This window comes from Thalassoglobus sp., from assembly GCF_048270125.1.
Taxonomy (GTDB): Bacteria; Planctomycetota; Planctomycetia; order Planctomycetales; family Planctomycetaceae; genus Thalassoglobus.
In genome coordinates this window covers 19,971-34,969 of sequence record NZ_JBLWTN010000013.1, presented here as the reverse complement: position 1 = coordinate 34,969, position 14,999 = coordinate 19,971, and the positions used below count along the sequence as shown (strand labels likewise).

Genomic DNA, 14,999 nt, shown 5'->3' with positions numbered 1-14,999 from the left:
ACTTGCGAGCGTGACGCGGTCGCAATAAAACAATCTGTTCTTCATACTGAATCGTGTCAAATCAAATGACTCCCGTTCCAATTGATTCATAGCAGGTCATCAATGCCGTCCATTCTCCCCATGCGGAATTTAGTCTTCGCGGTTCTGTTCTCGTTCTTGGCTTTGAGCAGTGCTTCAGTGATCGCTCAGCCGGATGAAGCCTCCAGCCCCCTGAAAGATTCGTTGACCAGCCTGGTGGAATCGTTTGAAGGTGAGGTCGGAATTGCTGTCAAACATATTCCGAGTGGTGAGACGGTTCTCATTAATGCCGACGAGGCAATGCCAACGGCGAGCTTGATTAAAATTTCAATCATGATCGAAGCCTACCGGCAAGTTGAAGCGGGGAAGCTCGACCTCGCAACGCTGATTACGCTGAAAGAGGAAGACAAAGTTCCCGGCTCAGGAGTCTTGACGACTCATTTCAGCCCCGGGATGCAACTTTCTCTTCGAGATGCGATTCGACTCATGATGGCCTACTCCGACAACACAGCCACAAATCTGGTGATTGATCAGGTCGGACTTAAATCAGTTTCGGACACGATGGAAGAGTTTGGCTTTCCTGAAACGAAAATCCATTCGAAAGTCTATCGCGGATCAAGCACAACCATCTTCCCTGAACGTAGCAAGAAATATGGATTGGGAAGTACAACTGCTCGTGAAACAATGAGCATTCTGGAGAAACTCAGTCAGTCAGAATTCGCAAACGAAGAGTTCAACAAAGAAATGTTGGAGCATATGCGGAAGTGCATCAACCAGGATCGCATCCCTCCTTTTCTCCCAAGGAGAACAGTCGTCGCGCAGAAGACCGGCTCGATCAGCACCGCGAGAACTGTCGCCGGGATTATTGAATCTCCGAGTGGTCCGATTGTTGTCGTCGTTCTCACCGCCAAGGGGAATCGTGACTCCTGGTCCGCTGGAAAGACAACCGATCTGTTCATGGCAAGCATCTCCAAGCGTGCGTTCGATCATTTCAATAAAGACTTGATTCCTGACGAAACAGCACCACAAGAACTTCGTGAAGGAGCAACGGGCTGGCTCGTTGAAGCACTCCAGAGAACGTTGAACGACCGGATGGTTCCCTCACCGGACTTAGCGGTCGATGGCGATTTTGGTCCATCGACCAAGTCAGCCGTGATGGACTTTCAATCATCAAAAGATCTGCAAGCAAGCGGAGTCGCGGATGCCGCAGTTTGGAAAGCACTTGGACCGCTCATCACCAGCGATCTCGTAATCACAAATCCAGACGATTTCGACATGAAGCTGCGCAAGAAGGCTGAGTCGGATTCACTGGAGGGAATCCCGTTTGTCACCTGCAAAGCCTGGATCGTCGGTGATCCCGACTCAGGAAAAATCATTGGCAGTGCGAATCCAACAAGGCGACTCGAAAACGCGAGTACCACCAAATTGATGACCGCATACATCACGATTCAGCAAGTCCGTAAAGACCCGGCGCTTCTTAATGAAATCGTGACAGTCACCAGCCGCGCAGCCAACACTCCTGGTTCAACTGCCAAAGTGCAGACCGGTGAAAAACTGACGATTCACGATCTGCTTTACGGGCTATTATTGCCTTCCGGAAACGATGCTTCTGTCGTTCTTGCAGAGCATTTGGGGAATCGTTTTGAAGCTCCGGAAGAGGATGCCGAGACTGAAGATTCACTTGTGAAATTCGTTGCTGAGATGAATCGCGTGGCGAAAAAATTGGGGATGGAAAATACTCAGTTTCGCAATCCACATGGTCTCTCACACAAAGAGCATAAGACGACTGTTCAGGATTTGTTTCGTCTCGCATCCGCCATCGCTGAAGATGGGATGCTGCTTCCGTATGTGCAAACGCGAAAACACATCGGACGACTTGAGGGTGCCAGTGGATATGTTCGCTACGAACTCTGGACGAATTCAAACCAGCTCCTCAACATTGACGGTTACCTCGGAATGAAAACCGGAACCACTCGCCCCGCCGGAGCCTGTCTTGTTTCATTCGGCGAGCGAGACAATCAAAAGTTGATCTCGATCGTCCTAGGAGCCACCTCTTCTGATGCACGTTATACTGACACACGGAACCTGTTCCGCTGGGCCTGGAATGAACTTGCGAAGTGATACAGCCAGCTTCGATCTACACTTCTCCCACACGGATCAGGGCAAATTCGATGTTGGTCTTGTGCGTTCTGCCTCATCGTGAGCAATCTATGAACTCATGAAGGTGACCTTCATGGAAAGACGTTATTGAAGACGCTCTCAACTACAAGCGGTTTAGAGTATCTTTCTAATTGGTTTGCAGGTTCTGCCTCGTGGAGAACAGCATTTTACTAGAACTGATCCTGAAACTTGAAATTGCTCTCTCAAACGTTGAGGAAAGCGGCTATTCCAGAGGTTTTCGGACTGGTTCTAGAGAAATACGTTCTTCACGGGCACACGGTAGAGCAAACTGCTCTAGATTCGTTCGTAAACGGTCTCGACCGCTTTCGCTTCCTGACCATTTGGAGTGACGTTGTATGCGGTAATCGTTACATGATCATTATCGATAATTTCGTATACAGTTTTCCATCCCCAAGGTGGATGCTTCGTGTCGACGTGGTATTTTCCGAAGACTGAAAATCCGTATTCGGTCGCTTCACCCTCAGATCGCATGATTCCGTAGTTCATGTGAAAAGTATCTAACCAGGCGGATTCGAATTTACACGAAGCCTTATTGAAGACGAGAGTCTCTTCGCCTGATCTCAGGTTTTTCTCGATCTCTCCAATGTATGTATGGCGCACGAACGGACCGCCGTAAATCAGCTCAAATTTTCCTTCGACCGCTGATTCATCCGCCAACTCGTCTGGTTCAAACCAAGTCTTGCAAGTCCCTCTCCAGGAGCCGACCAGCACAGCGAAAACGTCTTCTGGTTTTGTGTTCATGGGATTCTTCTCTGACTTTTGATTCGATTTTATATTGCTGTTTCATAGTAACGTGAAACTGAAGAGAACAACAAACCGGCTGAGCAGTTTACTTTACTGTGTACGCGCGAAGAACGCGTTACACCAATGAAATCGATGTTCGCCACGAGGCAGAACCCGAACACCAATCCACAGAATGCTGTGAGACTCCTCTTCGATCATTGAATCCTCACTGAGAACGAACCAGCGAGCAAAACTTACCACTGAATCTTGGCAATCACGCTGTGAAGAAACCAATTATCGAGCATTCCTTTCTCAAAAGATTTGAGACGAACTGAATTCTTCATGTTGAATTCCTCAGTGAAGAACAACTACAGTCCGTTTGACTCGTTTTTTTAATACATTTGAGGAAGGAAAATCAGATGGCGAAGAAGAAAGCTGCTGCCAAGAAGAGCCCATCGTTGACTGAGATTTACGACACCGTCGCTGGAAAGGCTGATACAGCGAAGTTGCAAATCAACGCCGCCGAAACAAAAAGAGTGCTCGCCTGTTTCTTCGATGCCCTCGAAGATTACTCCGCAGCCGATGCAATGGACATCATCGCAAAAGGTCTGAAGGCTGCTCAAAAACGCCGCCGATAAGAACAAGACCGTAGAGGTGTTCTTCAACACAGAAGCTTCTGCTTCTTAAGAAACTTGCGAATTCGGGGGGCTTCCCATATCGGGATTGCCCCCACTTTCGTTTCATTCCAAGTGTCTGGCGAAGCTGCCAACCACGTTTATTGTGACGGCCTTCCCTTACGTGCGACGCCAGTTTCGGTCGCGACGCGAGCAACTTCCTCAGCGACGGCTGTCGCGACGCGGCGATCAAACACAGACGGAATCACATAGTCCGGATGGACTTCATCATCTGCAATCACACTTGCGATGGCGTCTGCTGCTGCGATCTTGATTTCTGCATTGATGTCTCTGGCTCGAACATCCAGAAGACCACGGAACAGACCGGGGAAACAGAGAACGTTGTTGATTTGGTTGGGGTAGTCCGAGCGTCCCGTTGCCATCACCTTGACGTTATCAGTGGCATCTTCTGGCAGAATTTCAGGATCAGGATTCGCAAGCGCGAAGACTATTGCATCGTTCGCCATCTTAGCGACATCTTCCTGTTTCAACGCGCCGGCAACCGAGACTCCGACGAACAGGTCCATTCCGGAAATGACTTCGGACAACGTTCCAGTCTGGTTTCCCGGGTTGGTGTTTTGGGCAATCCAGGCTTTGAGCGTATTCGAATCATTCGTTCGTTCTTTGGAGATCGCTCCTTTGCTGTCACAAACGATCATCTTGTTCACTCCGACAGAGTGAAGTAATTTCGCAATCGCCACCCCAGCAGACCCAGCCCCGTTGATCAGGACATTCAGCTCTGAAATTTGTTTGTCGACGACTTTCAGTGCGTTCTTTAACGCTGCTAAAACAACGATAGCAGTCCCGTGTTGATCGTCATGGAATACGGGGATTTCGAGTTCTTTTCTGAGTCGATCTTCGATTTCAACGCATCGCGGTGAGGAAATGTCTTCAAGGTTGATGCCACCAAACGTCGGTGCGAGATACTTGACGGTTTTGATGATTTCTTCAACGTCTTGCGTTTCCAGGCAAATCGGAAACGCATCAACGCCTCCGAACTCCTTGAAGAGGAGGGCCTTTCCTTCCATCACCGGCATTGCGGCGCGGGGACCAATGTTTCCAAGCCCCAGGACAGCTGTCCCATCGCTCACAACTGCGACGGTGTTTCGACGAATTGTCAGATTGAACGACGCATCGGGATCCTCAGCGATTGCCTGACAAACCCGGGCAACTCCCGGCGTGTAGGCCATTGAAAGATCGTCGCGTGTTTTGACGGGAACACGCGAGATGACTTCAATCTTTCCTCCCAGATGCATGAGAAATGTTCGGTCCGAAACATTTGAAATTTCGACTCCCTCGAGTGAACGAACTTTCTCAACAATTTTTTCTCCATGCTCGACATCCGTGGCCTGAACCGTGAGGTCGCGGGTGATGGCTCCGTCGAGGCTGCTGACGATATCGATCGCTCCAATCGAGCCTCCTGCATCTCCAATCGCAGACGTGATTTTCCCCAGTCCGCCAGGTAAGTCGCCATAACGAAGACGAATCGTGATACTGTATGCAGGGCTGTAGTGACTCATTGATCGACCATTTCAGAAAAGTGACAATCCGTTTCTGAAAGTTTAGGGAGAAACAATTTGAAAGGAAACGAGCGAACATAAAATCATTGAGGAACTGCCAATGAATTTTTTTCGATGCGGTGCAAAACCACGGAGCGATCTGCAACAATCTTAAAGCTGAAGAGAATTAAGAACACCACCTCCGATTGAGTCGAGCGATGTTAAAACAGATTCTTGCAATCCTATGCGTTGCTCCCTGCCTTCAGGTTTCACAAGCTGACGAACGCCCGAATATTCTCGTGATTCTCGTTGATGACCTGGGCTATGGGGATTTGAGTTCCTACGGGGCTCAAGACCTGAAGTCGCCGCACGTGGACCAGCTCCTTTCTGAAGGGATGACTTTCACCGAATTTTACGCCAATTGTCCAGTTTGCTCGCCAACGCGCGCAGCTCTCTTGAGTGGTCGATATCAAGACATGGTCGGCGTCCCCGGTGTGATTCGGACACATCCCGAAAATAGCTGGGGCAACCTTGTTGACGATGCGGTGCTTCTTCCATCTGTTTTAAAGAAGAACGGATACAACACAGCGTCTGTTGGCAAATGGCATTTGGGATTGGAATCGCCTGACCGCCCAACCGATCGCGGCTTTGATTTCTTCAAGGGGTATCTGGGAGACATGATGGACGATTATTACAATCACCGTCGTCATGGAATCAACTACATGCGACAGGGGACGGAGGAAATCGATCCAGAAGGGCACGCAACCGATCTCTTTACGGACTGGTCCTGTGAATACATACGTGAACAGAAAGACGGCACCGAGCCATTCTTTTTATATCTCGCTTACAATGCCCCACATACTCCGATTCAACCGCCGGAGGAGTGGTTTCAAAAGGTCAAAGCTCGCGAGCAGGGGATTTCTGACCAACGTGCGAAACTGGTCGCCCTCATCGAACACCTGGACGAGGGCATTGGAAAAGTGTTGGCCTGCCTGAAAGAAACCGGACAAGCCGAAAACACAATCGTGGTCTTTACCTCCGACAATGGCGGGCAAATCAACGTCGGAGCTAACAACGGTCCGCTTCGAGACGGAAAGCAGAGTATGTACGAAGGGGGCCTGAAGGTGCCTTGTGGAGTCCGCTGGCCAGGGAAGATTCAACCGGGAACCAAAAGCAAGTTCCGAGCATTGACAATGGACATTTTCCCCACAGTGTGTGAAGCGGCCGGCGTAAAACTTGACAAAAATTTGAACCTCGACAGCAAGAGCTTTCTGCCGACCTGTCTGGGGAAGAAGCAGGAAGAATTGCGAGATCTGTGGTTCTTTCGTCGTCGTGAAGGTGGGGCTCGTTATGCCGGAAAAACAATCGAGGCTGTCCGCCGCGGAGACTGGAAACTTCTTCAGAACAGCCCGTTCGAGCCACTCGAACTCTACAACCTCAAAAACGATCCGCTAGAGAAGAATAATCTCTCAAAGAAAGCTCCCAAAATTTTTAATGAACTGAGTGCAGCCCTGAGAGCAGAGATTCAACGGTACGGAACAGTTCCGTGGCAATAACGTGAGGAAACAACAAGCAGTGAAAATACTCTAACAAGGAAAAGACAATGGCTCGCCTCCCACTTCACGGAACTCGGATCCTCTGTTTTGTCGGTGACATTTACGAAGATCTTGAACTGTGGTATCCGAAGTTGCGTCTGGAAGAAGCTGGCGCACATGTCACTATCGCTGGTCAGAAAGAAGGCGTCGTGTACGCTGGGAAGAATGGGTATCCCTGTGAGTCTGAAGCTCGTATTGATGACATGGAAATCGATGATTTTCACGGGGTGATTTGTCCCGGTGGGTTTATGCCGGACAAACTGCGACGAGACCCGAAAGTGCTCAGCCTGATCCACGGGTTTCATACGCAACAAAAAATGATCGCAGCGATTTGCCATGGCGGATGGATGCCGATCTCTGCGAAAGTTTATCAAGGCGTTCGTGTGACTGGATCGCCCGGAATCAAAGACGATCTCGTGAACGCCGGCGCGATCTGGGAAGATGCCCCCGTTGTCGTTGATCGACACTTCATCAGCAGCCGCAAGCCAGGCGATTTGCCAGACTTTTGCCGAGCGATGATCGAATTCCTGCAAGACCAAAGCCTGTAGCAGGAATCCAACCGTCTACTTTCGAAATAAAATCGCCACCAATTTGGAATCCGGGTAGGTGTCTACTGACCTGCTCAGTAAACGTCGTAGAACATCAACTCAGCTTAAATGAACCACAAGAGGATAGGAATGACTGCACAGATCAGCGAGTTGATCGTTGAGGCAAACGAAGGTGTAACAACACTCCGGCTGAACCGACCGCAACGACGTCACGCATTGTCGCTTTCGCTCTTACAGGAGCTTGAAGAAGCACTCAAGCAAATTTCACAAGATCGTTCAGTGCGAGCGGTTGTGATTGCTTCGGACGGGCCGGTTTTTTCATCAGGGCATGACTTGGGAGAGATGCAAGGTTGCTCAGAGGAAGAGTATCAAAAACTGTTTTCCACCTGCGCTCGGGTGATGCAACTCGTGCGCAAGCTTCCACAGCCGGTCATTGCTCGAGTACAGGGATTTGCAACGGCTGCGGGGTGTCAACTGGTTGCTGCTTGCGATCTTGCCGTCGCAAGTGACCAGGCACAATTTGCAACTCCAGGAGTAAAGATTGGACTCTTCTGCACAACGCCAATGGTCCCGTTGGTCCGCAACGTTGCTCCGAAAATCGCGATGGAAATGCTCTTAACCGGCAAGCCGATCTCAGCAGAGAAAGCACTCGCTGCTGGATTGGTGAATGCTGTTGTCCCGGTCGATCAACTGGATGATGCGGTCAAGGAATATACTTCAGCGATTGTTGCTTCGAGTCGCCAAACTTTGGCAATCGGGAAACAGGAATTCTATGCTCAACTGAACATGGATGAATCGCACGCATACGATCAGGCAGTCGACGTTATGACAAAGAACGTTTTACAGCACGATGCACAAGAAGGAATGTCTGCATTTCTGGAGAAGAGAACGCCCCAGTGGGAAGAGTAAAACTTCGCCGGAGACTTCAAGTTTCAGGCGTCAATTGAAGTGGAATCGTTTTCTCATACCCACTCAAGCTTCGTCACACGACCAGCTTCCACCCATTCCGTGACAATCATATCTCCGTCCTCGTCGAAGCAGGCATCGTGAGGATGGACGAATTTCCCAGGCTTCCATTTGTCAGGTTGCTTCCGAACCTGCATGCCATCGAGGACGTATTCTGTCCATGCAGGATCACCTCCCAAATTGGCGAGAAGATTGTTTTCTGTGTCAAAGAGCAAGACTCTGGAGTGCAGGTCCGGGACAACCATGAACTCTTCCCAGGTGTCGATATCTGCCGGGAAGCTGAGACCATCGACGTTCTTGACGGTAACATCGCGTCCTGCTTCGTCTTTCAATGTCGTCGTTTCCCCAGATTTTTCAGGGTCACGCACACCTTGAAGAATCTCGACAGGTTGTCCATCGAGTGAAAAGTATTGCAGCCGCGCATTTGCCCGGTCGGCAACGACAAGCATCTGTTCGCGTCCCGGGCGAGCATCCAGCCACAGACCATGCGGTGTTTTCAGTTTCCCGGCTTGTGCACCATTTCCTCCCCAGGAGCGAATCCATTTTCCATCACTGTTGTACTGATGGATCAGATGCGAACCGTATCCATCTCCAACATACAGGTCGCCCGTCGGCCCAAAGCTAACGTTTGTGGGGCGAAAACCTTCCAGGCTGGAATAGAGATGAGCGTCACGGGGATAGCGTTTCTTCCAGACCCATTCTCCCTGTCGATCGCACTTGATGACCTGTCGATTGTAGATGTCCGACAAGTACAAATACTCTTCTTCGTTTTCCCTGCGGATATCGATTCCATGACCGCCTCCGGCAAACTCTTTTCCAAAGGAGCGGACAAATGTTCCTTCCGGATCAAAAACAACGACGGTATCGCAGGGACTCTTCACATCGCCCTGATGAGTGATGTAGACAAACCCTTCCCGATCAATGGCAACGCCATGTGTGTTTCTCCAGGTGATATGCTTTGGAACGCTTCCCCAATTGTGATGGCATTCGAATTGGAAATCGCCTTCGCCGATAACGGGGCGTTTTGCATCAGCTTTGTCTGCAGCGCCAAGAATCGCGGGAGCTACCCCACCAGTGAAGAGAGAGGCCGTCGTCGTTTGCAGAAATGTGCGTCGAGTCGCCATGAGCAAATCCAATATTGGTCTTCACATCCTTCCTCGCTGCGAGCAGGTTTTGAAGTCGCGAAGGTGCTCGTTGCACTCCTGATTAAACAGGACAAAGATGCTGAGTCCAATGTACTTCAATCGGTCGCAAAATTCATTACGCTGACCGACGAAGGTTCGTCCGTTCACTCGGCGAACGTCGTTGGGCATCTTCTTCGCGGCATCGAGTCACATTCGCGCCGAGAAGATTCAGCTTGGTTTCCAGGGCTTCGTAGCCACGGTCGAGGTGGTAAATACGATGGATGACCGTTTCATCCCTGGCCGCCAAAGCTGCCAGAACAAGGGCAGCACTCGCACGTAAGTCACTCGCCATCACATGTGCTCCCTGAAGCTGAGCCACACCTGTGATTAAAGCACGATCCCCCTGTTGACGAATTTTTGCGTTCATTCGGTTCAGCTCAGCACAGTGCATGAACCGATCTGGAAATACCTGGTCTCGGATCACGCTGCGGCCGGGAAGAGTACACAAAAGCGCTGTCAGTTGAGCTTGAATATCGGTCGGAATTCCGGGGTAGGGCAGGGCGGTGATGTTCACTGGCGAGAGTTCCCGTTCGCACGCGATCTCCAACTGAGAGACACCCGATTCGTGAATCGATACTCCTATCTCCTGCAAGACAGTCGTCACTGCTGACAAGTGCAGAGGATTGACGTTTTGAATTGTGAGTTTCCCGCGAGTCATGGCACTGGCAATCATCAGAGTCGCCGCCTCGATTCGGTCTGGAATGACAGTCTGTGTCGTCGGGCTCAACTCCGCGACACCTTCAACTTCAAGAGTTGGGGTACCTTGCCCAGAGATCTTGGCACCCATTTCATTGAGCAGGTCAGCCAGAGCGACGACTTCGGGCTCCATGGCTGCTGAAGTGAGTCTCGATTTTCCTTGTGCAAGAACAGCAGCTGTTAACAGATTGCAGGTTCCCGTCACAGTACTCCCATTCGGTCCTGCGAGATCAATATCGGCTCCACGAAGTTGCGTTGCCTGAAGGATGATATCCCCCTGATGGATATCGATCTGCGCGCCCAGCGCAGCGAAGCCACGGAGATGAATATCAATCGGTCGATGTCCAATGTTGCATCCACCGGGGAGAGAGACGCGGGCATGTCCTCGCCGCGCCAGGAGTGGTCCCATCACACAGACACTGGCCCGCATTTTTCGGACAAGTTCGTAGTCGGCTTCTGAGTGAGATTCATCAACAACTTCGAGAGAGAGACTGCCATTAGCGTGTCTCGTCATCTCACATCCCAGAGAAGTCAGCAGTGAAGAAAGAGTACGCACGTCGACGAGATCGGGGACATTGTTGAGAATCGTTTTCCCATCAGTCAGCAAAGCAGCTGCCATCATCGGCAATGCCGCATTCTTCGATCCACTCACAGCAACCGTGCCGCACAGCGAAGTTCCGCCCTGAATTTTGAAAACGTCCATGTTTTATGAATCAGTATGATGTTTTGCTGCGAAGCGACGAATCGCCAGCACCTGATGAATTTCATCCCTGGCTTGAACTTCCTCGCCAGCATCCTAGCACGACTCTTGGCTGTGCGGACAGGTCATCTTCACTGCGGACGTCAGAATAACCCCGCTCACGCATGAGCTGACATGCGGTCTCTGCCTGTTCAGGACTGAGTTCAAACATCAGCCAGCCGCCAGTTTTCAGATAATCCGGGGATTGCTGTACCAGCAGCCGGATGATGTCGAAGCCGTCTTCACCGCCGTCGAGTGCTTCGTGCGGTTCATGGCTGCGAACATCCGCATCGAGAGTTGAAATCTCCGCCTTGGGAATATAAGGCGGATTACTGACCACGATGTCAAACTGCTTTCGTGGTTCAATCGGTTCGAAGAGATCTCCTCGAAGGAGGTTGACCCGATCAGTCAGTGCATGCTTTTCGATGTTTCTCTGAGCAACAGAAAATGGCGCCGGATTCTTTTCAACCGTCGTGACGGCGACGGTCGAATGGTTTTTCGCAATGGCAATCGGAACGCAACCGGTTCCGGTACAGAGCTCGAGAACTTGGGGAGACGTTAATGGTTTCAGAAGGTCGAGCGCGAGTGAAACCAGCGTTTCGGTATCGGGGCGAGGAATGAAGACCTCAGGAGCGACTTCAAACTCAAGACTGAAAAACTCACGATGACCAACCAGATATGCGACCGGCTCGGCAGCTGCTCTGCGTTTGACGAGCGAACGCATGAGTGTTCGTTCGTTATCAGAAAGCGGTTGGTCGTACTGCGTGTAGAGTTGAATTCGTTGGCATCTGCGAGCATGTGCCAGCAAAATTTCGGCATCCAGTCGAGGGTTCTCGCAATTGTTTTCCTTCAAATAGCCGATTGTCCAATCGAGTACTCGACGCACTGTCCATGGATCGTCAGTCGTCATCTGTTCAGCCGCCACATTCTTGTCCTCCCTGAACGAACTTCATGAGCAACTCTTGCAATGACCTGTCAGTGGCATCCTGCACAGAGGTGTAATGTTATTCGAAATCAAAGTACTTTACGTTTGAGTTTTTCCTGTCGGTCAAACTCGAGCATGGCATTCACCATCTCATCCAGGTTGCCCTGAAGAATTTGATCGAGTTTGTAGATCGTCAACCCGATGCGGTGGTCAGTCACTCGGCCATCGGGGTAGTTGTAAGTTCGGATTCGCGAGCTTCTGTCTCCGCTTCCAATCAGCGTTCGACGTTCTTCAGCTCGTTCTTCGTTCGCCTTGCGCTCTTTTTCTTCGAGAATACGACTGCGCAAAACTCGCATCGCACTCGCTTTGTTCTTGTGCTGGCTTTTCTCGTCCTGACACTTTACGACAACGCCGGTTGGAATATGTGTAATACGGACAGCACTTTCCGTTTTATTCACTTTCTGTCCCCCAGGACCACCAGCTCGCATGGTGTCGATCTGAAGGTCTTCGTCGCGGATATCAAGTTCCACTGCGGAGACTTCTGGCATCACAGCCACTGTTGCAGCACTTGTATGGATTCGACCCTGGGTCTCTGTTTCCGGAACCCGCTGAACTCGGTGTCCACCACTTTCGAATTGTAACTGATGGAACGCACCTTCTCCTGTTACGGAGAATACGATTTCTTTGTACCCGCCGATATCTGAGCGAGAGACATCCATGAGCTCGATTTTCCAACCCTGGATCTCTGCATAGCGAGAATACATGTCGAACAAATTGCCCGCGAACAGAGCTGCTTCGTCGCCGCCCGCTCCGGCGCGGATTTCCATAATCAATCCTCCACGGGTGATGGAATCTCCCGCGACGACGATTTCTTCAAGCTCTTCTTCGAGTGTTGTCAGTTGATCTTGTAAATCGTCGAGTTCTGACTGGGCATATTCTCGAGACTCTTCATCATCCTCAGCTTCCAGCATTTCCTTGGCAGCTTCGATGTTTTCGACGAGGCTCCGGTGCTGCAGAACAGCATCCGCAACTTTTTTGAGGCCACCATATTCTCTTTGAATCTCCACCATGACAGATGGATTCGACAGGACCTCAGGGTCCATGAGCTGTTGCTCCAGCTCAAGAAAGCGTTCCAGTTTCGTTTCCAGACTCGGATACATGTTTTCGTTCCTGATTTCGTGCAGAGTTGCGAGGGAGCTTGAAGGAAGTTCGACGGGCTTCAAGATGAACTCAGCTAGCGGAACGGTCGTTCGAATATGAGAAGGAACATGAGTCAGCGGATCCAAATGTGGATTCAGAGAAGATAGCAAACGAAGACAAAGACGTAGGCAAGATAAAACGACAGGACGCACTCGAGCTGAGGAGTGCGTCCTGTGAAATAATCAATGACGATATCGTTATTCGCCCTCTTTTTTGCCCCAGCCGTATTTCTTTTGGAACTTTTCGACGCGACCAGCGGAGTCAACGTACTTCATTTTTCCGGTGTAGAACGGATGTGATACCGAACTGATATCAACTGTTACGAGTGGGTACTCTTCGCCATCTTCCCACTTGATAGTTTCCTTTGACGTCATCGTTGAGCGTGTCAGGAATTTGTAGTCTGCACCGATGTCGTGAAACACAACCGGGTGGTAGTCAGGATGGATGCCGTCTTTCATTGTTTTACCGTCAATTCTTTGTAAGTTGGAACCTTGAGTTCTAACCAAGGTCATATCATGCCTCGAATAGATTGATCGTCCAAGTGAGTGAACAATCAACTCTCAAACCGGCACGGACAATCTCATTTCGATGAAAATCTCGAAGCGAGGAGGATAACGGATTCCAAAACGATCGGCAATCATTATTCAATGAAAATGAAATCTCTGTAACCCATTCAATATCAACAGGTTAAGTCGATGTTGAAACTTTACGGTGCGAGAATTACAGCTCGTAAGGTTTTTCGTCCTTCATGTTCGCACCAAAGACGGCTCGAATCTGTTCTTCTGCCGCTTCGACTGTCGCTTTCTCTCCGGTCAGCTTCAGGAAGTAGCTTCCTGTTCGCCCTTCAGGAGCGGCCAGCATGACGTTAATCACGCGATAGTTTTCGACAGCTTCACTTTTTCGTTGGAACGGAGGGCCGATTGAGCGGTTATATGTTCCGGTCAAGTCAACGAGAATGTACTTTCCGTGCTTCGACTCACCTTGAGTCATCTTGATTTGCCGACCTTCTTGCTGAAACTGTCCGATCCAGCGTTGAATATTTTGAGCGGCACTTCCACCGAAAGGTCCGGAAATGACCAACTCAGCAGGCTCTCCCCCTTCTTTCACGGCGGGGACAACGAATTGTGCCAAACGCAAATTGTTGGAAGCTTGCTGTTGTTTCCAGGTTTTCGGGATGGCGAGCGTCAGGTCAGATGCTTTGACTTCGACGGTTTCGACTGTCTTCGCTTCCTTTGCTGCATCTTCAGCATAGGTGGCGAGTGAGAGCCCCGCCATAAAAGCGAGACTCATAAGCGGTATCAGTTGTTTTGAAAATGACATTCTTAACCTCGGAAGGGTTCTGGTTGATAGTAGCCCAGAAGTTGAATTGACCCACAATCTGTATTGTGCGGAAGAGTGCGTCCGTTTTCAATCGTAGGGCGTTGTAGATGGAATGGAAACGGCTTCAAGAGTTCTTTGAAGCGAAATGTCTAAACGTAATTTGAGTGTTTCAATCCCGGACGCCTGCTGAGCAATCTTTTGAAGAGAGATTTCGAGAAGTGGGTGAACGAGTTCCGGCGCGACCTCTGCAAATGGGATCGACAGAAAAGCACGCTCGGAAATTTCCGGGTCTGGGATTACGAGATCCTCCGAATCGAAAGTCAGTGCACCGTACAAACCGATGTCGAGGTCAATCGTTCGAGGTCCATTTTTGTTCGCAGGATCACGGACTCGCCCCAGTTCCTCTTCGAGAGACCGCAGGACTTCGAATTTTAATGGACGTGCAGCGAGTGCTGTTTCGGCGAGAATCGCGGCGTTGCAGAATGGAGCTTGATCAAGAAAACCGAGAGGGGCAGACTCGTAGACCGAAGAGACTTTCAAGACTGTGAGCTTCAGATGTTGAGCAAGAGAACGAACAGCTGCGGGAAGATTTTTTTCGGGATCGATATTCGAACCCAGGGCGATAATCACGGACGTTGCAACTGGTTCAGTCATGTTTTCGTTCCAGCGAGACTGAAATGTGTGTGCTGTGCAGGCTCTTTTGTTTGCCCAAGGATCAATGACTCTGTAAC

At 50.2% G+C, this 14,999-nt stretch carries 14 protein-coding genes; 5 read left to right on the top strand and 9 right to left on the bottom strand.

Features of this window, described 5'->3' with window-relative positions; genetic code table 11:
* The first annotated feature begins 102 nt into the window (after positions 1-102).
* A complete protein-coding gene (locus tag ACN0YR_RS15065) occupies positions 103-2,139 on the top strand; it encodes a serine hydrolase (protein WP_417850068.1) in 2,037 nt (678 codons plus the stop codon).
* 333 nt (positions 2,140-2,472) lie between these two features.
* On the opposite strand, the gene ACN0YR_RS15060 is transcribed toward ACN0YR_RS15065, so the two are convergent.
* Positions 2,473-2,940, bottom strand: a complete 468-nt coding sequence (locus tag ACN0YR_RS15060; RefSeq protein WP_417850067.1) for a DUF1579 domain-containing protein — start codon at positions 2,938-2,940, stop codon at positions 2,473-2,475.
* Positions 2,941-3,341: 401 nt separating this feature from the next.
* Between ACN0YR_RS15060 and ACN0YR_RS15055 the strand changes: the two genes are divergently transcribed.
* A complete protein-coding gene (locus ACN0YR_RS15055; RefSeq protein WP_417850066.1) occupies positions 3,342-3,560 on the top strand; it encodes a hypothetical protein in 219 nt (72 codons plus the stop codon).
* A gap of 137 nt (positions 3,561-3,697) precedes the next feature.
* On the opposite strand, the gene ACN0YR_RS15050 is transcribed toward ACN0YR_RS15055, so the two are convergent.
* On the bottom strand, positions 3,698-5,116 hold the full coding sequence (locus ACN0YR_RS15050; protein ID WP_417850065.1) for an NAD-dependent malic enzyme: 1,419 nt from the start codon (positions 5,114-5,116) through the stop codon (positions 3,698-3,700).
* A gap of 197 nt (positions 5,117-5,313) precedes the next feature.
* Between ACN0YR_RS15050 and ACN0YR_RS15045 the strand changes: the two genes are divergently transcribed.
* The 3 genes from ACN0YR_RS15045 to ACN0YR_RS15035 all read left to right on the top strand — a co-directional run bounded on the left by ACN0YR_RS15045 (position 5,314) and on the right by ACN0YR_RS15035 (position 8,147).
* Positions 5,314-6,651: a sulfatase gene (locus ACN0YR_RS15045; protein ID WP_417850064.1), complete on the top strand. Its 1,338-nt coding sequence runs from the start codon at positions 5,314-5,316 to the stop codon at positions 6,649-6,651.
* Positions 6,652-6,698: 47 nt separating this feature from the next.
* Complete coding sequence (locus tag ACN0YR_RS15040; protein ID WP_417850063.1) at positions 6,699-7,238, top strand: type 1 glutamine amidotransferase domain-containing protein; 540 nt, start codon at positions 6,699-6,701, stop codon at positions 7,236-7,238.
* A gap of 129 nt (positions 7,239-7,367) precedes the next feature.
* A complete protein-coding gene (locus ACN0YR_RS15035; protein WP_417850062.1) occupies positions 7,368-8,147 on the top strand; it encodes an enoyl-CoA hydratase in 780 nt (259 codons plus the stop codon).
* Positions 8,148-8,200: 53 nt separating this feature from the next.
* Here ACN0YR_RS15035 and ACN0YR_RS15030 read toward each other — a convergent pair whose 3' ends face one another.
* From ACN0YR_RS15030 to folK, 7 genes are all read right to left on the bottom strand, one after another.
* Complete coding sequence (locus ACN0YR_RS15030; RefSeq protein WP_417850061.1) at positions 8,201-9,328, bottom strand: peptidase; 1,128 nt, start codon at positions 9,326-9,328, stop codon at positions 8,201-8,203.
* Positions 9,329-9,464: 136 nt separating this feature from the next.
* Positions 9,465-10,787, bottom strand: coding sequence for a UDP-N-acetylglucosamine 1-carboxyvinyltransferase (murA, locus tag ACN0YR_RS15025; RefSeq protein WP_417850060.1), 1,323 nt, complete (start codon positions 10,785-10,787; stop codon positions 9,465-9,467).
* A 61-nt stretch (positions 10,788-10,848) separates the two neighbouring features.
* Positions 10,849-11,748, bottom strand: coding sequence for a peptide chain release factor N(5)-glutamine methyltransferase (prmC, locus tag ACN0YR_RS15020; protein WP_417850059.1), 900 nt, complete (start codon positions 11,746-11,748; stop codon positions 10,849-10,851).
* A gap of 89 nt (positions 11,749-11,837) precedes the next feature.
* Positions 11,838-12,908 carry a peptide chain release factor 1 gene (prfA, locus tag ACN0YR_RS15015; protein ID WP_417850058.1) on the bottom strand — a complete coding sequence of 357 codons (1,071 nt, stop codon included), beginning with the start codon at positions 12,906-12,908 and terminating at the stop codon, positions 11,838-11,840.
* A 237-nt stretch (positions 12,909-13,145) separates the two neighbouring features.
* Positions 13,146-13,406: a type B 50S ribosomal protein L31 gene (locus tag ACN0YR_RS15010; protein WP_417850057.1), complete on the bottom strand. Its 261-nt coding sequence runs from the start codon at positions 13,404-13,406 to the stop codon at positions 13,146-13,148.
* Between the two features lie 262 nt (positions 13,407-13,668).
* Positions 13,669-14,238, bottom strand: coding sequence for a hypothetical protein (locus ACN0YR_RS15005; protein ID WP_417850056.1), 570 nt, complete (start codon positions 14,236-14,238; stop codon positions 13,669-13,671).
* A 117-nt stretch (positions 14,239-14,355) separates the two neighbouring features.
* Positions 14,356-14,922 carry a 2-amino-4-hydroxy-6-hydroxymethyldihydropteridine diphosphokinase gene (gene folK / locus ACN0YR_RS15000; protein ID WP_417850055.1) on the bottom strand — a complete coding sequence of 189 codons (567 nt, stop codon included), beginning with the start codon at positions 14,920-14,922 and terminating at the stop codon, positions 14,356-14,358.
* Positions 14,923-14,999 lie beyond the last annotated feature (77 nt).